Source organism: Acaryochloris sp. CCMEE 5410, assembly GCF_000238775.2.
In the GTDB taxonomy this organism is placed as follows: Bacteria; Cyanobacteriota; Cyanobacteriia; order Thermosynechococcales; family Thermosynechococcaceae; genus Acaryochloris.
The window spans coordinates 1,959,895-1,980,055 of the sequence record NZ_AFEJ02000001.1 but is presented as its reverse complement, the minus strand read 5'-3'; the positions used below and the strand labels follow the sequence as shown (position 1 = coordinate 1,980,055).

The 20,161-nt window shown below is 47.7% G+C and carries 20 protein-coding genes, 1 tRNA gene and 1 pseudogene; 12 read left to right on the top strand and 10 right to left on the bottom strand.

The window, feature by feature from the left end:
• Positions 1-8: 8 nt before the first annotated feature.
• Positions 9-1,304, bottom strand: a complete 1,296-nt coding sequence (locus ON05_RS08830) for an HlyD family secretion protein (RefSeq protein ID WP_010471799.1) — start codon at positions 1,302-1,304, stop codon at positions 9-11.
• A gap of 837 nt (positions 1,305-2,141) precedes the next feature.
• Here ON05_RS08830 and purU point away from each other — a divergent pair.
• The 5 genes from purU to ON05_RS08805 all read left to right on the top strand — a co-directional run bounded on the left by purU (position 2,142) and on the right by ON05_RS08805 (position 4,585).
• Positions 2,142-2,996 carry a formyltetrahydrofolate deformylase gene (gene purU, locus ON05_RS08825; protein ID WP_010471797.1) on the top strand — a complete coding sequence of 285 codons (855 nt, stop codon included), beginning with the start codon at positions 2,142-2,144 and terminating at the stop codon, positions 2,994-2,996.
• A 99-nt stretch (positions 2,997-3,095) separates the two neighbouring features.
• Positions 3,096-3,380 carry a hypothetical protein gene (locus ON05_RS08820; RefSeq protein WP_010471795.1) on the top strand — a complete coding sequence of 95 codons (285 nt, stop codon included), beginning with the start codon at positions 3,096-3,098 and terminating at the stop codon, positions 3,378-3,380.
• Between the two features lie 9 nt (positions 3,381-3,389).
• On the top strand, positions 3,390-3,752 hold the full coding sequence (locus tag ON05_RS08815) for a low molecular weight protein tyrosine phosphatase family protein (RefSeq protein WP_010471792.1): 363 nt from the start codon (positions 3,390-3,392) through the stop codon (positions 3,750-3,752).
• Positions 3,753-3,783: 31 nt separating this feature from the next.
• A tRNA-Val gene (locus ON05_RS08810) sits at positions 3,784-3,857 on the top strand.
• Positions 3,858-4,243: 386 nt separating this feature from the next.
• Positions 4,244-4,585: a cupin domain-containing protein gene (locus ON05_RS08805; RefSeq protein WP_010471788.1), complete on the top strand. Its 342-nt coding sequence runs from the start codon at positions 4,244-4,246 to the stop codon at positions 4,583-4,585.
• Between the two features lie 67 nt (positions 4,586-4,652).
• On the opposite strand, the gene ON05_RS08800 is transcribed toward ON05_RS08805, so the two are convergent.
• Complete coding sequence (locus tag ON05_RS08800) at positions 4,653-4,994, bottom strand: translation initiation factor (RefSeq protein WP_010471786.1); 342 nt, start codon at positions 4,992-4,994, stop codon at positions 4,653-4,655.
• Positions 4,995-5,105: 111 nt separating this feature from the next.
• On the opposite strand from ON05_RS08800, the gene leuC reads away from it, so the two are divergent.
• A complete protein-coding gene (gene leuC, locus ON05_RS08795) occupies positions 5,106-6,521 on the top strand; it encodes a 3-isopropylmalate dehydratase large subunit (protein WP_010471785.1) in 1,416 nt (471 codons plus the stop codon).
• A 171-nt stretch (positions 6,522-6,692) separates the two neighbouring features.
• Here the strand turns inward: leuC and ON05_RS08790 are convergent, their stop codons facing one another.
• The 3 genes from ON05_RS08790 to ON05_RS08780 all read right to left on the bottom strand — a co-directional run bounded on the left by ON05_RS08790 (position 6,693) and on the right by ON05_RS08780 (position 8,472).
• Entirely contained in the window at positions 6,693-6,899 is a 207-nt protein-coding gene (locus ON05_RS08790; RefSeq protein WP_262561453.1) for a hypothetical protein, read from the bottom strand.
• The gene (locus ON05_RS08785) at positions 6,899-7,819 is read right to left on the bottom strand and encodes a transposase (protein WP_262561451.1); all 921 of its coding nucleotides are present in this window, start codon (positions 7,817-7,819) and stop codon (positions 6,899-6,901) included. Before ON05_RS08785 ends, ON05_RS08790 begins: the two co-directional genes overlap by 1 nt.
• 230 nt (positions 7,820-8,049) lie before the next feature.
• Positions 8,050-8,472: a Spy/CpxP family protein refolding chaperone gene (locus ON05_RS08780; RefSeq protein ID WP_010471999.1), complete on the bottom strand. Its 423-nt coding sequence runs from the start codon at positions 8,470-8,472 to the stop codon at positions 8,050-8,052.
• A 364-nt stretch (positions 8,473-8,836) separates the two neighbouring features.
• On the opposite strand from ON05_RS08780, the gene ON05_RS08775 reads away from it, so the two are divergent.
• From ON05_RS08775 to ON05_RS08765, 3 genes are all read left to right on the top strand, one after another.
• Complete coding sequence (locus ON05_RS08775; protein WP_010472000.1) at positions 8,837-10,480, top strand: formylglycine-generating enzyme family protein; 1,644 nt, start codon at positions 8,837-8,839, stop codon at positions 10,478-10,480.
• A gap of 233 nt (positions 10,481-10,713) precedes the next feature.
• Positions 10,714-11,415 (top strand): diacylglycerol/polyprenol kinase family protein, encoded by a 702-nt coding sequence (locus ON05_RS08770; protein WP_010472002.1) that lies wholly within the window; start codon positions 10,714-10,716, stop codon positions 11,413-11,415.
• A gap of 22 nt (positions 11,416-11,437) precedes the next feature.
• Complete coding sequence (locus ON05_RS08765) at positions 11,438-11,620, top strand: hypothetical protein (RefSeq protein ID WP_010472003.1); 183 nt, start codon at positions 11,438-11,440, stop codon at positions 11,618-11,620.
• Positions 11,621-11,711: 91 nt separating this feature from the next.
• Here the strand turns inward: ON05_RS08765 and ON05_RS08760 are convergent.
• A pseudogene (locus ON05_RS08760) lies at positions 11,712-12,267 on the bottom strand (Uma2 family endonuclease).
• An 8-nt stretch (positions 12,268-12,275) separates the two neighbouring features.
• Complete coding sequence (gene gyrB, locus ON05_RS08755) at positions 12,276-14,216, bottom strand: DNA topoisomerase (ATP-hydrolyzing) subunit B (protein ID WP_010472005.1); 1,941 nt, start codon at positions 14,214-14,216, stop codon at positions 12,276-12,278.
• Positions 14,217-14,377: 161 nt separating this feature from the next.
• On the opposite strand from gyrB, the gene miaA reads away from it, so the two are divergent.
• Positions 14,378-15,286 (top strand): tRNA (adenosine(37)-N6)-dimethylallyltransferase MiaA, encoded by a 909-nt coding sequence (gene miaA / locus ON05_RS08750; RefSeq protein WP_010472008.1) that lies wholly within the window; start codon positions 14,378-14,380, stop codon positions 15,284-15,286.
• A gap of 79 nt (positions 15,287-15,365) precedes the next feature.
• Positions 15,366-15,884: a DNA-processing protein DprA gene (locus ON05_RS08745; RefSeq protein WP_010472010.1), complete on the top strand. Its 519-nt coding sequence runs from the start codon at positions 15,366-15,368 to the stop codon at positions 15,882-15,884.
• 2 nt (positions 15,885-15,886) lie between these two features.
• On the opposite strand, the gene ON05_RS08740 is transcribed toward ON05_RS08745, so the two are convergent.
• Both ON05_RS08740 and ON05_RS08735 read right to left on the bottom strand, forming a co-directional pair.
• Positions 15,887-16,711, bottom strand: a complete 825-nt coding sequence (locus ON05_RS08740; RefSeq protein WP_236618909.1) for a hypothetical protein — start codon at positions 16,709-16,711, stop codon at positions 15,887-15,889.
• 610 nt (positions 16,712-17,321) lie between these two features.
• A complete protein-coding gene (locus ON05_RS08735; RefSeq protein ID WP_010472014.1) occupies positions 17,322-17,915 on the bottom strand; it encodes a DNA-3-methyladenine glycosylase I in 594 nt (197 codons plus the stop codon).
• 233 nt (positions 17,916-18,148) lie between these two features.
• Between ON05_RS08735 and ON05_RS08730 the strand changes: the two genes are divergently transcribed.
• Positions 18,149-18,649, top strand: a complete 501-nt coding sequence (locus ON05_RS08730) for a YHS domain-containing (seleno)protein (RefSeq protein WP_010472017.1) — start codon at positions 18,149-18,151, stop codon at positions 18,647-18,649.
• Positions 18,650-18,867: 218 nt separating this feature from the next.
• Here the strand turns inward: ON05_RS08730 and ON05_RS08725 are convergent, their stop codons facing one another.
• On the bottom strand, positions 18,868-19,893 hold the full coding sequence (locus ON05_RS08725) for an NAD(P)/FAD-dependent oxidoreductase (RefSeq protein WP_010472019.1): 1,026 nt from the start codon (positions 19,891-19,893) through the stop codon (positions 18,868-18,870).
• Positions 19,894-20,161 lie beyond the last annotated feature (268 nt).

The window sequence follows — 20,161 nt, the reverse complement described above, 5'->3', positions numbered from 1 at the left end:
GGATGGCCTTAGCGAGAGACGACAACTTCGACACTGCGGCCGACACTACAGAACCGCTCAGGCTTCAGGTCATCGGAGGCCAGCATAATCCTTACGGCAACAGCGCGCTTCACTAATTCCGGGGGTGGCAGAGCGACGTCTTGTCCCGTGACGACTCGACCGACTCCTGAGCGAATGGATTGGATGCGACCTTCAATTTGATCTTGCTGGCCATCGGTCAGTAACCGGACATTCACAGCAGAGCCGATTTGCAGGCTACGCACATCTTCTTCAGCCATAAAGGCATCGACCCAGACCTGCTTACAATCCAGGAGCTTAATCAGTGGGTCACCACTATCCACATGTTGACCTAAGGCCCCACCGCGCCGTTCTACTGACCACACTACGCTATCTGTGGGAACCGTAATAGGAGCATTTTGCCTGAGGGTGAGCTGTTGGGAAATATGAGCGATTTTGAGATTATCTTGCTCAATTTGGGTGCGTAAGACCTGGACTTGCTCTTCTAAGTCAGCAACCTCGGTTCGCAGTTCTCGGGCTCGAATATCTGGCAGACTAAAGGTTTTAGAGCCACTGAGCTGTAAGCCATTGGTACTGGCCGCCTGCTCTGCCCGGGCTTGGTTCAGATCGGCCTGGCGATTTCGCACCACCTCATTGGCCCGTTGAGCCGCAGTAATAGCCTGGTCTGCTCGATCGCGAGATACGGCCCCTGCTTTGACTAAGGAGCCATACCGCTCAGCTTGCACATCAGCTAGTTTGGCTGCATGTTGAGCATCCCGTAGCTGGGCTTCTTGTAGTCTGATTTGCTGAGTATGATAGGTGGCTTGGTAGTTCTGCTGTAACACTAACTTTTGTGAGAAGTCAGCCAGGAGTTGTCGCCGATTGGCAATTTTTTGTTGTAGGAGCAGCAGCTGAGATTGGTCTAATCGCAATTGCGACTGAAGTTGCTGACGATTAACTTCGATCTCAGGGGTACGCAAATTTTGTACTTGTCCAATTTGAGTGCCGGCGGTTAAGGTTTCCCCAGGGGTTAAATTGTTGAGGGTTAGCTGACCTTGCATTGGAGAGTGCAAGGACAGGATAGGAGCATTGATATAGGCTTGGTGGCTAACCACTGAGGTTTGGCTCCGCCATAAATAGGAACCTAAAATTGCTAAAACACCAATACCAGTGCCTAGGCGCAGGAACTTAAAGACGGTTTGCCGGGAAGGCAAAGATAAAGGCTTAGACGGCGTCGGGGCTTGTTTCTCTTTGTCTAATTGGTAAGTTGATTCATTATTGGGGAAATTCTCAATTCCGGTGGTCATAACTCGCGAACTCTAAGCCATCTCTCTTACTCCTATTTTGGCTTACCAATCTTCTATTTTCTTCAGTGCGATTACTTAATATCAAAAAACGATCGATTCAACTTAATGTATAATCAAAAGATAAATTCCCTAGAATATATATTAGAATTTCAGTGTAATCACTCAAGCCATAACCTATTATCGAATCAGATGTAAATCTAGAATAATTTAATTAAAATCAAAAACCACTTTCTACAGATAAAATACATAAAAAAATGTCTTTATCTAGATAAAGACATGAAATTTTTAAGACCGCAACTCTTTACATAAAAGCGCTTAAGGATATTTTAATCAACAAATTATCCTGCATTAATGAAATTTTCATAAACTTAAATTATTATCTATGCCTTCAAAATTTTTATCATTAATTGGGAAAACTCTCATACTATAGATCATATATTGAGCCTCTCATTTTATCCTTATATATTTCCTATGTATACTAAATGTTTGATTTAGTATCTTGTACGCATAGAAATTTATCATTGAAGTCTAATTTAATCTTTTTCTAAAAGCTGGGTGATCCCACTCAGAAAAGGTTTTCCTGTTTGAACTTCAATTATCAGAATTTATCTATTCAGTTAATTCAGTCAATTCTCTCCAACCCCATGCCGGTGTGTTGAAGTTATACCGCAATGTAGAACTCTCCTGGTATAAGGGAATGCTGAACATACTTACCCAACAATTCGTGTGGTTGTCCTCACGCTTTGTCTTTGCAAGCTCAATCGGCTCAATGCATGGACTAGTCACTGGGAGACAAAATGTGTAAGCTTGGCAGCAGTTAAAACAATGGGATCGGCTATGTCTGCACCAACAGCAACGCTCCTCATTTCTTGCCCAGATCAACAAGGGCTAGTGGCTAAAATTGCCCACTTTATTGCAACTCATCATGGCAACATCATCCATGCCGATCACCATACGGATTTCACCAATCAATTATTTCTCAGTCGTCTGGAATGGAGTTTAGAGGGGTTTCAGTTATCGCGATCGCAAATCGGCACTCAATTCTCTGAACTGGCAGAATCCTTACGGGCCAACTGGCAACTGCACTTTTCCGACCGTAAACCTCGCATGTCTATTTGGGTAAGCAAGCAGGATCACTGCCTGCTGGATTTACTATGGCGACAACAGGCTGGTGATCTTCCCGTCGAGATTCCCCTGATCATCAGCAACCATGACACCCTGCAACCGATTGCTGAACAATTCAACATCGACTTTTACCACTTACCTATCAACAAAGAGAGTAAAGCTCGGCAGGAGAAACAGCAGCTTGCCTTACTCAAGCAATACAACATCGACTTAGTGGTCCTTGCCAAATACATGCAAATCCTCAGCCCTCAATTCATCGCCGCCTTCTCTTCCACCATCAATATTCACCATTCCTTCCTACCTGCCTTTCCGGGGGCAAATCCCTACCAAAGAGCCTATAAGCGGGGCGTCAAAATTATTGGTGCGACGGCCCACTATGTGACCGAAGAGCTGGATGAAGGCCCCATTATTGAACAAGAAGTCGTACGAGTCAGCCACCGGGATTCCAGTGATGAATTTATCCGTAAGGGCAAAGATGTAGAACGTTCCGCGTTGGCCAGAGCAGTTCGTCTTCACCTGCAAAACCGGGTCTTGGTCTATAACCATCGCACCGTTGTTTTTGATTGAGTCAGTTTCCTTAGGCTAGGATAGAGTCCGGTCTCACCTGAATAGCCATTTCTCTGGGTCTTATCGCGGCTGCTACTGCTGATAAATCAGAGAAGATCAATGATCAATACCAAACGCGATCGCGCATGGAGACGACGGCAGCGAGCGGTCAAAATTCGACATCGCCAAGTCCGGCTGTTGGGTGGTCAAACCGTCAAGCGTGGCCGATTTTCGAAAGTGAAAGGCTATCCATCCTACGGAGAGCCAGCCCAGGTCCGTCCCAGTAAAGACTGGAGGCTATTATATTGGCGGTCCAGAAAGCTAAAAAGAGCGGCACAGCTCGGGTTTGAATATCCCCGTAAACCCTGGCGAGACTTGCTTTTAGAGGTGGAAGACATTGGATAACATCACAAGATGCTGAAGATATTGTTTGTCTGTAGTCGTAACCAGTGGCGCAGTCCAACAGCAGAGCAAGTCTGGAAAAATTATCCAGGCTTGCAGGTGCGATCCGCAGGCACCAGCCCCAAAGCTAAGCGGACTCTGTCCATGGCCGATCTTCGCTGGGCCGATCTGGTCCTAGTGATGGAGAAAAAGCATAAAAATCGAATTCTGGCCCAATTTAAGCAATGGGCAGATCATACCCCCATTCATATTCTGGATATCCCAGATGACTATCAGTACATGGACCCAGATTTAGTTGAGCATCTTCAAGATGTCGTGTCTGGGTATGTAGAGAAAGGGCTCAGTGCGAACTCCAGTGATGCTCAGTTTACATAAACTCTCTACGTGTGATAATTTTAATGTCTACGGACGCATAGCTCAGTTGGTTAGAGCACCACGTTGACATCGTGGGGGTCTCCCGTTCGAGTCGGGATGTGTCCATTACCATTTTCTGATCAGGGTAGATTGGGGGTTCAATGGTATCTGGGAAGGAAGAAGACTCACTGACCGCTCGCATCATTGAACTTATTTCCAACGAGCCCCAGACCTTAGTTTCACTGATTAGCCACACCCATTCAACCTCGGCAAAGGTGAGTTGGATTTGCCAAAACTTGCGGAGTCAAGGCGTTATCGACCTGGATCGAGAAGGAATTTTTTATTTATCAGAAGTACGCTCAGAACCTTCTGGGCAAAATTAGACCCCCTCAGCCTCTTTAGTATCACAAGTATCACAGCACCTTTGACGGGTAATTTTTTGCTATCACTAAGGCTAGGCACCATCGGTTTGTAAGTCCTGTGTGCTGAGATCTCTAATCCTCATTACTGCGATGAAAATCACCCAAATGCAAACCCTGCCTAACGAAATTGTTCGCCATAATGCGGCCATCTCTAAAAAGGTGATGTTGAGAGCGGGAGAGATTCCTCAACTAACTCAATTCTCTCAAGCTCGTTTCCCTGCTGGTCAAATGGCCAAGGCTCATTCCCATCCAGATATGTATGAAGTGTTCTTTGTTGAAGCAGGGACTGGGACAATGCAGATTGAAGGCATCACTCATGCCCTAACGCCGGGGATTTGTATCACAGTAGAACCCCATGAAGTCCATGAAGTGGTGAATACGGGGCAAGAAGACCTGGTATTAACCTATTTTGGTTTGCAAGCCGACGTTTAAGGGCAGAAGAGGATGCCTCAATGTTTCTGATTCCCTTATTGCGGGAAAATACGGCTGCAAGTTAAACTTAACCACCCACGAATTTAACGGAATATCCTTGTTTCTTGAGGTAGTCGGCAAGTTTTTGGCGATGATCGCCTTGGACCTCAATTTCTTTGTCTTTGAGGGTGCCACCGGCCCCACATTGAGCTTTCAGCTTTTTTGTTAAATCGGCTAGGGTGGTCGGTTGGGCTTGAAAGCCACTAATAACGGTTACGGTTTTGCCTTTACGCCCCTTACGGGAGACTTGAATCTTCAAAGTCTGTTGAGCAGGAGGCGGATCGGGACGGGAGGTTGGATCGGGTGCTGAAGAATTGCCAAATTCACTGTACACTCGGCGATCGGATTGAGGACGCTGTTTCTTACCCATAGAACCTATCTTTCCCTATTGAACCGTCACTACCCCGCAGAATCTGCCCTAACCCCTTTCCATAATTGAGATAAAATTGGAGTCCGATGATACCATTATTGACTTCGATATATGAGCCAGGGCACGCTATTTGATAAAGTTTGGGACTTACATACCGTAGATGTACTCCCCTCTGGCCAAACCCAGTTATTTATTGGCCTCCATCTTATCCATGAAGTGACGAGTCCTCAAGCCTTTACGATGCTGAAAGATCGTGGGCTTAGCGTTTTATATCCACAACGAACGGTGGCGACGGTCGATCACATCGTCCCGACGGAAAACCAGGCCCGTCCCTTTGCCGATGCTCTGGCCGAAGAAATGATGCAGGCCTTGGAACAGAGCTGCCAAGATCATGGCATTACCTTTCATAATATTGGCTCGGGTAAGCAGGGGATTGTCCATGTTATTGCGCCTGAACAAGGTTTAACCCAACCGGGCATGACCATTGCCTGTGGTGATAGCCATACTTCAACCCATGGGGCTTTTGGTGCCATCTCATTTGGGATTGGAACCAGCCAAGTGCGAGATGTGCTGGCGTCCCAGACCCTTGCCCTTGCCAAGCTCAAAGTGCGCAAAGTGGAAGTCAACGGGACTTTGCCTGCTGGTGTGTATGCCAAAGATGTGATCTTGCATATCATTCGCACCCTGGGAGTAAAAGGGGGGGTGGGTTATGCCTATGAATTTGCTGGAACTACCTTTGAGCAAATGACCATGGATGAGCGGATGACGGTGTGCAATATGTCCATCGAGGGTGGAGCACGCTGTGGCTACGTCAATCCAGACGCCATCACTTTTGAGTATCTCAAAGGGCGGGAAGCAGCGCCTAAAGGAGCAGATTGGGACCAGGCGGTGGCGTGGTGGCAGAGTATTCGCAGTGATGCTGATGCTGTGTATGACGATGTGGTTGTCTTTGATGCCCAGGATATTTCACCCACGGTGACTTGGGGCATTACGCCAGGTCAGGGCATTGGCATTGATGAGGCGATTCCTGGCCTCGACCATTTTACGGATGCCGATCAGCCCATTGCCTCTGAAGCTTACAAGTATATGGACTTGCAGCCTGGGCAACCGATTCAAGGGACCAAGGTGGATGTCTGTTTTATTGGCAGTTGTACCAATGGCAGAATCAGTGATCTACGCGAGGCTGCCCAGTTTGCTAAAGGCAACCAGGTTGCCGCTGGAGTAAAGGCTTTTGTGGTACCCGGATCAGAGCAAGTTAAACAGCAGGCCGAGTCGGAAGGGTTACACCATATTTTTGAACAAGCTGGATTTGAATGGCGAGAGCCGGGATGTTCCATGTGTTTGGCTATGAATCCCGATAAGCTCCAAGGGCGGCAGCTCAGTGCGTCTTCTTCCAATCGGAATTTTAAAGGACGCCAGGGGTCTGCATCTGGGCGAACATTGCTGATGAGTCCGGCGATGGTAGTGGCAGCTGCCATCAAAGGCGAAGTTGCAGATGTCCGCCAAATCCCTAAGGCAAGCTCTTAATTCGGCCTAGTCAGCATCTTGCCTTTGCATTTGGAGCAGTGTGATTGATCGGGACATTCTGAGATAAAGCCCCCATACCTCAAAAGCTGATCAGTCTTCTGGGGCATGGGGGAAAGTGAGAGTAAAAGGTGCAAGCGTATTTTGGGTGAGGTTAGTGCCGATTATTCAGCCTTATTGGTCCCGGCGACGATTGCGCTTCTGGGCTTTTCTTTGAGCTTTAAGCCTGACTGCCTGACAGATCTTTGTATTCCATAGCTCATAAAGCTTTGCACTGTAGAGAGCGGATACGAGAGAACCAGATTTTGTTGTAGTGTTTCTTTTGAGCTTTTTAGAGGCAAAACACGGTTGCGGATCCTTGGTGAATAAGGGGACTGGCATCAACAACTCCCGTCCTTTATGGACCACCCCCTTGAGCCACCGCAATCCAATCTTGAGATAGCTAATGCCTCTGTGCCAATGGGGATCAACCTGTTGGCGTAGCCCTTTAATATGAACAGCCATCCCTGAGCCGTGCTGTATAGCAGTGCCACAGCAGCAATCAGGTACAGCCTCTCCAGAGCATCAGCACAGCGAATTTTCGACTCTTCAAGCTCAAACACACCAGATTTACTATCGAGGAATAATTCTTCCACCCGAAACCTCAAGGCGTATTGCCACAAGGTTTGTAACGAGGGTGATTCATCTGTAATCACTGCCCATGGTTCTTTTACGCCTCGGATATTCGCCAGTACCAAATTGCACCGATAGAGGCCATCATCCCAAAGCCCGACATTACGGTAGAGGAGAGCTTCTCCTTTGGATGGCCATAACCTACGGACTTCTCTTGGACATTGACGGGGGCCATGGAGAAGGACATCACATGGGATACGCAGACAGTAATGCCAACGGCTCTGCTGTAACCAGCTCATCAGTTGATGGTTCGCGAACCCACGATCTGCTAACAACATGACATCTGGATGCTGCCGTAATAACCAACGGGCCTGACGCAATAGCGGTTGATATTCCTCAAAAGCAACCGCCGCACTCTTGTGCTCTAATACTTTCCATAACAACGGTACTGCTCTGCCACAGCAGACAACGGATACATGAATCATGCAGTATTCATTCCATAAAACCGTGGTATCCATCGCTAGGTAAAGGCGATGGGTTCGCCAGTTCTTAAGCGCTAGAAGGACCAAAGGGACATACAGTTTGTGGACATCAATGAGCGGATTGCACAGAAAGCGTTGCCAGCGACGCTCGACACTTTGGGCTTTTTTGCTCGGCAGGGGACATAGGATTCCCAAGCAGATAAGCATAATCGTTCACTGCAGATTAAGGCGCTCACCATCCATCCCAGGGTCATGAGATGACGCAAATCTCGATAATGGCTGTGTTGACGTAAAAAGGAGAACAGTTGACGATAAATTTGGGTGGAGCCTGACATTTGAGTAACGCTGATTTGTGCTTAAATCTAGCTTCACATGTCGCTCCACTCTTTTCTCAAAGACTATGAAAATAAAGGCTTTGAGATACTTCTGTCAGGCAGTCAGGCTTTAAGCTCTTCTAACTTCTGAGCTTGCTCTGGAGTCAGCTCAGCTTTGATATCGTTGTACATTTGCTTGCGCAATTCTTTTCGTTGCTGGCGAAGGGTTTGGAGTTGGTCTTGTGAGGCACCCCCCTCCCGTAGCGTTTTAGCCTCTTGGCGTAAGGTTTTGATCTTGGGTCGATAGGAGTCGCGAATAGATTTGATTTGAGTGACTTGGGTATCCGTTAAACCTAGGGTCTGCTTAAATTGTGCAGCTCGCTTTTCTCGTTTAGCCGCCCGTTCTTCTGGACTCAGCTTTTGGCGTTGTGCCAGCACAGTCGATGAGTTCTGGCCGGGTTGGGCTTGAGAGGGTTGCCCCATGCCAACTAGGCCAATGACGGGTAAAAGAACTGCTGCGATTAAAAACGAAGAACGAAACTTCATAGGTATAGAGTGACTCCTGACTGGATGGGTTGTATTTCTTGTTCCCAGCCTATTCAATCCCTTGGGGGTGATACCAGGATCTAAAGACTTAACTCTTGCTAGATGGGGTACTAATTTGGTCTGGGTACAAAGGACTATTGCCATGTTCTTAGGCTAATCCTTAAAGCTGGCTTGAGGGTCAAGGTTAAACGGCATAAGAAAACCTAATAAGTTCGCTAAAACTCCAGGTATTGCAGGGCTCGCCTGTTGGACATTCCTATCTGAGTCAGACTGGTGATCTGTCTCAAAATAGGTGTTGAGTCTGCAGGATTGATCACGAGACATAAAGGCCGGGGAACATTAACGAGAAATGGTGAAACGTCCCATGCCCAATTCCTGCTTAGACCAGGCACTTAAGCCGGTTAAAGTGATGATCTCGAATGCTGATCAGCACCTTGAGTTATGCCAGTCACTGGAACTGCATCTGAGGGATTTGCAGCAGAAAGGGTTAATTGAATTGGGGTGCGATCTCAAGTCTGACACAGGAGTCCCTGTAAAGCACTCCAGTGATAGTTCCCTTCACCAGGCTGATGTGATTTTGTTCTTAACAGCCACGCCAACCCTCTCTATCTTTATCCGCTCTAGCTACTTCGAGCAGACTTCATTACCCAAGCTCCAAGATGTGGCTCAAGATCAAGAATTTGAAACGACTCAACCCCAGTTTGCTCGTATGACTCAAGGCCCCTCTTGGACACCCGTTGTCCAAGAAGTGAGTCGAATCGCCCAAGACATTCAAGCGCAGATTCTGGCAGCACAACAAGCCCAGAGAAGGCTGACAGGCATTACGGAGTATAAGCAGCTAGCAGAGAAGTTTTTCCAAGATGGTGATATCTCTCCGGCTGAGCGAAAAATGTTAGCTCGGTTGGCTGAGCAATATCAACTGTCTGATAGGGATATCGATCAGATCAGGATTGAGCTGAAGGCCGCCTATGACACTGAAAAGTCTAACCGTCAGGAATTTAGAAATGCAGCGCAGCTTGAACTCCAACATCGGCAAGGAAAGTTGGAAAAAGCTCAAGACATTCTCAATGACCTGCGTCTGGCATTAGGAATTTCGGAGGACGTCGCTGGCCAAATTCAGCAGGAAATACTGAAAGAGTGGACGCCCTCAGAGCCAGATACACCGTTCGATGTGGTGTTGCTAAACCAGGAAGGAAAAGAAAAACAGCGTACGACACATCAAATTCAATATTATGTCGAGACATTGGCGTCTGACGTGGACCTAGAGCTCGCCGCCATTCCTGAGGGGAAATTTCATATGGGATCCACAGATGATGACAAATATCATGATAAAAATGAAAAGCCACAGCATGTGGTAGAACTTCCGTCGTTCTACATGAGTAAGTATCCCATCACTCAAGAACAGTGGCGTGCTATTGCCCAGCTAGAGAAAATTTCTATTGAATTAAAGGCTGACCCATCCCACTTTAAGGGAAGTCAACTTCCCGTTGAGAGTGTGTCTTGGTATGAAGCCGTAGAGTTTTGTGATCGTCTTTCTCAACTAACGGGAATGACTTACCGCTTGCCGAGCGAAGCGGAGTGGGAATATGCCTGTCGGGCCAGAACCGAAACTATCTTTCACTTTGGCAATACAATCAGCCCTGAATTTGCCAATTATGATTCCACAATCCTCATGACCTTTGTCAATATTTTCCGGGAAGAAGCGGGTAAGGTCGGCCGAGGGACAACGCCTGTAGGCCACTTTAAGGTCGCCAATGCTTTTGGCCTCTATGATATGCATGGCAATGTTTCTGAATGGTGTCTTGATACGTATCAAAAAACCTATGACTTAGCACCGGTAGATGGTTCAGCTTGGATTGATATGCATAATGGCCGCTCTCAATGTGTCAAAAGAGGTGGGGATTGGTTCTCGTCTTCCATGAACTGCTATTCTGCCTCACGCGGATCTAATGCTCCGGATGAGAGCAGCAGCCAGCTTGGATTTCGTGTGGTTCGTACCTCTATATGAGGTAAATACCTTAAACATTTGGAGCGTGATGGAAGTTGGGGAATGAAACCCTAACTATATGAGCAGTATTCTGGGCATGAGCACTTTTTAGCGCCACGGGAGATCCGAAAATTCTCACTGGGGCTGATCAGCGATCTCTAACAAGGGTTGTCAGTACAATCAATCCACTTTTCAGGACTAGCAGAATCCACTACAGTGAAGGTCATTGACCGAATTGATAGTGGACTATTGCATTGACCGTGCTCGCATTTCCTAGCCCTCCTACATCTATCACCGCACAACTGCTGCTGGTGGGAATATGGTTGGGAATTGTGATCGGGAGTGCTGAACTCCTAAAGCGACTAATTACCACCGATCCTGAAATCACCCGTAAGGTGGTTCATATTGGTACGGGCAATGTCATTTTGTTGGCTTGGTGGCTGGATGTGCCTACCTGGGTTGGAATTTCAGCTTCGGTTATTTTCAGTATTGTGACGTTGCTGTCTTATCGTTACCCTATTTTGTCTAGTGTGAGTGGTGTGGGCCGGAAAAGTCTGGGGACTTTTTTCTATGCTTTAAGCATTGGTATTTTGATTGCTTGGTTTTGGCCCTTAAAGCTGCCCCAATATGCTGCCATAGGTATTTTGACCATGACCTGGGGAGATGGTTTAGCTGCTCTGATTGGTCAGCGATTTGGCCGACATCCCTATCAAGCCTGGGGGATGAAAAAGAGCTGGGAAGGCTCTTTGAGTATGGTAGGCGTTAGCTGTCTGATCATCTACGGGATTTTGTGGATTACTCAGGGAAATATCACTGCCACTTGGATTAGTGCCGTCGCTATTTCTGTGATTGTTTCTACCCTAGAAGCTTTTTCTAAATGGGGTGTTGATAATCTCACTGTTCCCATTGCTAGCGCAGCTTTGAGCTTTGTTTTTAATGAGTTTTGGCTAACATAGACCTAGCAACAAAGGATAGAACATGGGACAGTTTGCACGATCATGGGCCGCGAAGTGGTTTTTCTTCTTTCTGTCCGGTGCGATCGCTGTCTATGTCCTTCGCGGTTTAGAGGTAATTACTTTTTTTCCTGGCTTTGTAATTTGGGGTTTGGTCCTGCTAGCCATCCTTGCCGGATTACTCGCGGCTTTAGAGAATCTCCGCTGATTAATGCCGGGTATTGCAAATATCAATCCGATACCATTCAACTCTGGAGAGGTTGATTGAGCAGACATCCTATAGGGCAATTAAAACGTCTCTAAAAGAAACGGTCTACGCCACAGGAAAAGCCTGGTAATAGAGGGGATGAGATTTCATCATCTGCTAGAAGCGTCTGATAAAGCCGCAGTCTAGCATCGTCTCGTCGGTAGACTTCTAACTGTTGTAATCGCCAATCAACAATCCAGTATTCTTGCACTCCTTTTAAGGAATACAATTTCAACTTCGCTTCTTTATCTCGACGTTCATTGCTCCCCCCTGCTGACAGCACCTCCACAATCAACTCCGGTGCGCCCGTTAAATGGCCTTCTTCATCAACAATCGCTGCCAGACGCTGATTGCTCACCCAAACCACATCGGGACTCACATTATCGGCATCAGAGAAAATCAAGCCCGGAGTCAGGATGGGTTGGCCCTGGTTTGTTTCTTCAGACCACAACAATAATCTGGCATAAATGCGTCCCGCAGCAAATATGCGGTGCCCGAGTCACAAACAACTCTCCATCAATAATTTCATAACGTTTCCATTCATCCGCTGCTAAGGACTCAATATCTGCTGTCGTCCAACGGAGTGGATCTTTGATGGTTTGAGTCATGGCAGCTCCTAGATATCGAGTTCAGCGAGGTTAAGTCGAGGACCGTGGGTCTCGATAAATTCTCGGCGAGGAGCGACGCGATCGCCCATCAGGATCGTGAAAATCCGATCCGCCTCCGCCGCATCCTCAATATCGATTTGTTTGAGGGTCCGGGTTTCGGGATTCATGGTGGTATCCCAAAGCTGGGTTGGCATCATTTCTCCTAAGCCCTTAAACCGCTGAATCGTGTAGTTAGCATTCGCAGGGAACTCATGTTGAACCAGGTTCTGAAGTTCGCGATCGCTATAGCAATAGTAGTGAGATCGACCTCGCTCAATTTTGTAGAGGGGGGGACAGGCAATATAGATATAGCCCTGGTCAATCAGTTCTCGCTGATAGCGATAGAAGAAGGTGAGTAGGAGCGTCCGAATATGAGCGCCATCTACATCAGCGTCCGTCATCAGAATGATCCGATGATAGCGAAGCTGGGAGACGTCAAATTCTTCGCCTTTAATGCCGAGACCCAAGGCAGTAATCAGAGACTGAATCTCATTGTTTTTGTAGATCTTGGCATCATCGGTTTTCTCGATGTTGAGGATTTTACCTCGCAAGGGCAGAATGGCTTGGAAGCCGCGATCGCGTCCTTGCTTCGCACTCCCTCCCGCAGAATCTCCCTCCACAATGTAAATTTCTGATGTACTAGGGTCACGGGAACTACAGTCTGCGAGCTTCCCAGGTAGGGTCGAGGATTCCAGTACCGACTTGCGACGAACGAGTTCCCTGGCCCGACGAGCGGCTTCAGCGGCGTTAAAGGCTTGCAGGGCTTTTTCAATCACAGAATCCGCCACATTGGGGTGAAAGTCTAAATACTCCGTGAGTACTTCACCCACGAGGGAATCAACAATCCCCCGCACTTCTGTATTACCCAACTTGGTTTTAGTCTGGCCTTCAAATTCGGGTTCCGGCACTTTGACGGAGATAACGGCAGTTAAGCCTTCCCGAATATGTTCACCCCCAAGGTTAGAATCGCCATCTTTAAGCTTGCTGCGCTTCCGAGCCAGGGAGTTCATGGTCCGGGTGAGCACCGTCTTCAGACCTTCTAAGTGGGTACCTCCATCAATGGTGCGGATATTGTTGGCAAATCCCAGCAGGTTGTCAGAATAGGCATCCCGGCACCATTGCAGGGCTACCTCGACCTGAACATTATTGCGTTCTCCTTCTACATAGATGCATTCTTCATGAATGGGTTCTTTGTCCCGGTTCATGTAATCAACGTATTCCTTAATTCCGCCATCGTAGCGGTAGGTCTCAACCTTGGGCTCGTCGGCTTCTAGGAGTTCCAGACGGTTATCGTGGAAAGAAATTTCTACCCCGGCATTCAGGTAGGCGAGTTCCCGCAAACGGCTAGCAAGGGTTTTATAGTCGAATTCTGTGGTGACGGTAAAAATCGTGTTGTCGGGTAAAAACGTAATGGCGGTTCCCGATTCTTTGCGATCGGTGGGTTCGGCGATTAATTCAGATTTTGGAATGCCTCGCTCAAATCGCTGGGTATGAACCTTGCCATTGCGCCAGACTTTCGCTTCCACCCATTCGGAGAGGGCGTTAACTACGGAAATACCTACCCCGTGGAGTCCGCCTGACACTTTATAGCTATCCCCATCAAACTTTCCGCCCGCATGGAGGACGGTCATCACGGTTTCTAGGGCCGATTTGCCTGTAGTGGGATGCTTGTCGGTGGGGATGCCGCGGCCATCATCGGTGACTCGGACAGAACCGTCCTCATTTAAATAAATGTGAATATGCTTACAGTGACCCGCAAGGGCTTCATCGACAGAGTTATCGACCACCTCGTACACTAAGTGGTGCAAACCTCTGGGGCCAGTGCTGCCGATATACATCCCAGGACGTTTCCGAACCGGTTCCAATCCTTCCAGGACTTGAATCTGATCTGCACTGTAGTTTGTGGCCATGTAGTGAAGCGCTCCTATAAGCGACTTAAAGCAGTGTTGATTTGGGCAAATACAAAAAACCCCCCAAATTCTATCACAAATGCCTTTTAAGCGATTTTAGACCTGTCTTAAGGGCTGTTTACCGTGGGGTTGCATTATTAATTCTTTAGGATTCAGTAGGAATGACGCCAGGGTTGATCGTAATTTGTGGGCCAACGGCGACAGGGAAATCCTCTCTGGCACTAGCTTTAGCCCAACGTTTGGGAGGGCCTATTCTCAGTGCTGACTCCCGGCAGATCTATCGGGGGTTTGATATTGGTACTGCGAAACCTTCTGTAACGGATCAAGAAGATGTTCCTCACTATCTCATTGATATCTGTGACCCTACTGAGACTTTGACGGTTGCCGACTACCAAGAACAGGCTCAGGCGCTCATTGCTCAGTTTCATGCTGAGGGGCAAACGCCGCTTCTAGTAGGAGGGACTGGACTGTATATCCGGGCGATTGTGGAGGGACTGAAGATTCCGCGGGTACCGCCGCAACTGGCGTTGCGATCTCAACTCCAATCCCAAGGCCAAATCCAGATTTACCAATGGCTCCAGCAAGTCGATCCACCAGCAGCCCAAAAAATTCATGCCCATGACCAAGTCCGTACCCTAAGAGCGTTAGAAGTCTTTTACACCACGGGCATCCCCCTATCGGCACAGCAAGGCAAGAATCCCCCGTCCTATCCCATTTTGCAAATTGGCTTAGATATTAGTGATTTGGACCAGCATACCGACATCATTCAGCAGCGCACGGCTGCCATGGTGGAGCAGGGCTGGTTGACTGAAGTCCAGAAACTCATCGACCACTATGGGGCCGAACTCCCCCTCTTAGAGACCCTAGGCTATCAAGAAATGAAGGCTCATATACACCAACAATTTTCTTTAGAAGACGCCGCAACCCAAACTGTTCTTCATACTCGCCAGTTCGCCAAGCGCCAACGCACCTGGTTTAGAGCGAATTCTGCCATTCATTGGTTCGATGCTGCAAATTCTGACTTACTTTCTCTCGTTTGGGAGGATATTCAAGGCCAATCCTGGTTGTAAAGAATAAACTCCATCCATCACCCCCAAAATCTGACTGACCTTTGTTAAAATAGCTGGGTTGTTTCGGCACAGTACCTCTTTGAGCCAGTCTCTCGATTTACCTCAGGTTGGCGACCCCAAAGCTGACGAGTTTCTACAAGAACTAGCAGCGATTCAACAGACCAGTTCCAAACGCATTGCCATTTTGGGTTCTCGCCACGTCCCCCTCATGCATCAGCACATCATCGAAATGATGAGCTATGCATTAGCCCTTTCTGGAAACCGCCTCCTCACATCGGGTGCGATTGGCACCAATGCTGCGGCCATTCGAGGTGCGATGCGAGCGGATCCAAAGTTATTAACGGTGGTACTTCCCCAAAGCATGACAGAGCAGCCCCCGGAGTCTCAACGGCTATTGGAGAAAGTGATGCATCTGGTGGAAAAACCAGAACATGACAACCTGTCCCTGGCAGAAGCAAGTGCTATCTGCAACCAGGAGATCGTTTCTCGATGTGATCAGCTCATTTGCTTTGCCTTCCATGACAGCCATACTTTGCTCAAGACCTGTCAAGAAGCTGAAGAACTGCGTAAGCTAGTGACCCTGTTCTATTTTGATTAGGATTATGCCTGGGAGGTCGAAGGCCGCTCAGGTAAATCGAGGGGGCTAATATCCTCTCCAGCACCCTCACGCTCATTAGCTGCGAACATACGCTCTCGTTTTTGTCGCATCTTTTCTAGGTTGGCAATGCTTTCAGCGCGTTTTTGTCTGAGACGCTCCAAGTTGGCTACGCTTTCTGCTCGTTTTTGTCGCAGCTCCTCTAAATTTGCCGTTGTTTGCACCCGTTTTTCTGCAGTTGACTCTAGGTTAATCGAGTCGTTGTTCTTGGATAGGGGGGATTCTGGGGGAGTAGCTGGCTCTGAAGTTGTGGTATCCGTAAAAGGCTGTGGCAAAGGAAGTTCAGTGGCCTTGGGTAACTGCACAACAGGCTCAGGTTGAGTATTGGCCGAGGGCGCTAAGGGATCTGAGGCGATGGGCTTGGCCGCAGGACTTGTCTCTGATGTTACGGGGATCTGAGACACAGTGGCGGCTGGCGAAGGAGCTGGGGGTTCTACTGAAGATGCTTTTTGTGATTGCTCAGACTTATCTTCTTCAGCGATGACTTGCCAGCCAGAATGTTGATCGATGGCTTGACTAAATTGGTTGAAAATCTGGAAACAATGATTATTACTTTGTAGCGGTAATTCCTCATTTTTAACGACAACATCCATATTCGTGATGTTACTGGTTGCCCGAGTGCTATCTACTAAAACTTCAATGGTAACGAGTTTGGCAAAGGGGACTTTACCCGGTTTCTCTCGGGCAATGATGCAGTCCTCTTTGGAGAAAAGCGCTTCCAAATCACAACTCTCTAACACAGCCTTCAATTGTGTAAGACAGTTGCTCAAAGATAATGCAACTGATAGCGAACGAGTATATCGAGCCATGGCAATTCGAAGGATGGGACACTAAAGAAAGAAGTTCACACTATAATACCCAATCTGCCTCAGGATTGCGGAAAAAGCACACTCATCGGTGTCTGATTTAAGCCTCAGGCTTCAAACCAAGATACGTTGAACCTCCTAAATCCAGGAGGATGAGGGTCTAAGGCGTGTAAACACGGCAATAAGGGTAATAAACTCACAACAGCAACCAATAATCAATTGATAGAGATAAGGATTCAGTTTATGGGTGAAGTATCTTCTATTTTGGGACAGATATTGTATTTTTAATCTGTATTTTTATTTCTTTATGGCAAAATTAAAAGCCAGCCTATTTCTGGCAGCTATTCTAGCTAAGCATTTCTAGATTTATTAAGTTCTATCAATGGAGAAAAAATACCGATATGTTCAGCCCATCCCACTGACCACACTCCTATCAGAACCTGTTCTCTAGAGAAGGGGATAATGGTTAAGATTGCCCCTCTTTTTCTAGTAAATAAGTGCAAATTTGCCCATTCTCAACATTTGTAACGTCCAGCATTAGACTAAATCACTCAATGGTCCAAACAGTGGAAGCTTACTTATAGCTGTCGATAATCTCTTGGCGACGAAAACACTCCAGACTATGGTCGTTCACCATACCTGTGGCCTGCATATGGGCATAACAGATGGTTGAACCAAAAAACTTGAAGCCTCGTTTTCGTAGATCCTTGCTCATAGCATCGGATTCTGGACTAGTGGTAGGCCAGGTATCAGATGCACTGAAGGAATGAACGATGGGCTGTCCGCCCACAAAGCGCCAGCTATAGTGGGCAAAGCTGCCAAACTCTGCCTGAATCTGTAAAAAGACGCGAGCATTGCCAATGATGGCTTCTATCTTTTTGCGGTTGCGGATGATACCGGCATTGCCCATGAGGGTTTCGATCTTGGCTACATCATAGTGGGCAATTTTTTGAGGATTGAATTGATCAAAGGCAGCTCGGTAGTTTTCGCGTTTACGCAGGACGGTGTACCAGCTTAAGCCCGCCTGAGAAGACTCCAGGACTAAATGCTCGAATAAATGCGGATCGTCATAGACAGGAATGCCCCACTCCTGATCGTGATACTGAACATAATCGGGCTTGCTTAGATCCACCCAAGAACAACGGTGGATCTGATTGGAAGAAGTCACTAGGATCACCTCATGCTTGGCGTGCTAGAACGGTTGAGTTGCACCATCGATATCAATCTCAGTCCAGTATGCTCAAACTTTAGCGCTACCCTCCTCTTGTGAATAGGGTAGATAAAAACGCTACTACGATGACAGCATCTTTTTAGGGGAGATTCACATCACTCTCATATTTAAGACCCAGTATTATCCTGAGGGCAGGTTTAACTTGCCATGATCCGTTATGAGGGTTATCTATGAAATTTAAATTTGCACTCTGGCCGGCAGTGTTATTGCTCGGTATGGGTCTGAGCATGGGGTGTACAGATCCTTCAACGTCTAACGCGGGATCTGGGGCTGAACAGAGCCAAGCCAATACAAAGCCTGCTGTTTTCTCGGCAGATGGTGCAGCCATTCGAGGATATGATCCGGTGGCCTATTTTACAGAGGGTAAGCCTGTCAAAGGCACAGGAGAGTTCTCCCATGAGTGGAAGGGAGCCACTTGGCAATTTGCGAGTGCTGAAAATCGGGACTCTTTTGCCAGCGACCCAGAAAAGTATGCGCCTCAGTATGGGGGCTATTGCGCTTGGGCAGTGAAGAAAGGCACCACGGCCTCTATCGATCCTCAAGCTTGGAAGATTGTAGATGGCAAACTGTATCTCAATTACAGTCTTGATGTTCAAAAGCAGTGGGAGGGAGATATTCCAGGGAATATTGCTGAAGCTGATAAAAATTGGCCGGGGGTTTTGGACAGCTAGTGGCCTCGATGTCCTTCACCCATGGACATCATTGAGTCAAACAGGCCACTCTGTGATTACTGGTCTGTTTGACTTGACCGATATCAACATCTACTTCTAGCGTCTAAAAAGTCGATTGGAGCAAACGGTTGCAGTGAAACAGGACGATTCATCAGTGATTCTATGAATAAAGATTAACAGGATGTCAGAATGGCACCGAATCAATACAGCAAGTTTGTTTAAGCTGTAACCTTCGACAGGATAGGGGTGTACAACCGCTGTAATGCCATCAAATCTTGGTGAAAATTGGTCCGGGACCAAGTCGCGTAACGGTCTGCTATTGAAAGTGGCAGTTTCGCTTGCTGAAATTGTTGATTGATTAGATGGGCAGCCATCATCCCTGAAGCAATCGCTTTCAAGACTCCCTGGGAGGAGATAGGGTCGAGAATGGCTGCCGCATCACCGACTAAAAAATAACCAGGGCCAGCCGCTGGATTGATCAGACGCCAAGTCATATCCATAACATGGGTGGTATCACTGGGCAAAAGCTCGGCTAGGTTGGGGGGAGACCAAGGAGTGTCCGATGGCTGGAACCACTTTAAACGAGTCCACTGATAACGTAAGGGTTGGACCTTCGCAACGGATACCCACCCCCCTGGTGCTGGGGCAATCAAGGGAGAATAATCTTGCTTGGGACAATGTCCGATCCTATAGCCGTATTCCACTTGTAACGAGGGAGAGTAGGGTGTGGTGTTGAGTTTCAGTTTTCGCGCTAGCCATTGATGGCTTCCTGTCGCATCCACCACATAAGTGGCCTCGATTCCCCCTGCCGTGGTGATCAGCCCCTGGACTTGTCCTCGGCTGACCAGTGGCTCAATAGCCCGGCAGGGTTGAAGAACCTTGACTCCCATCGCTTTAGCCTGTTCCAAAAGCAGGGTGTCGAACTGTGATCGCTTGACTTGGAATCCCAACTTGGGTCCATGTTTATTCTCACCAAAGCCGTAAAATTGGCGCTCCCCTTGCAAAGCGATCCAACGTCCGGGACATCGTGGGAAGTTTGCCGCTAAGACTTGATCTCTGACCCCGAGTTTCTTCAATAGCGGCTCAATCTCGGGATGTAAGGTTTCACTCGTATGAGGCCGGGATTCTTCAGCCCCTTCGATCAGTGTGACCTGTAATCCATGCTGGGCACAACGAATCGCAGTTGCAGTGCCGCCTGGTCCTCCACCAATGACGACCACATTCGTTTTAGAGAGTGGTGCCATGCACTCCCCCTTCTCTATGGCTGCTAACGGATCGGTTGTCCGCTAAAACGCAAAGATTGCGATCGCACAGTGGCTGCGCGTCTTCAATACATGCCATATACAGTTCCCCCCGTTGGCATTCAAGAGTTCGCTACGTATGGTACCCCCATCAACCCAGTCAAGGTTGTTTGATTCAATTCCTTATAAAATCTTAAAAAATAGTGTTAAGCGAAAAAGTTAGCATCCCCATCTCTTTAAAAAACCTGGAAACGATCGGCACTGATAGTGA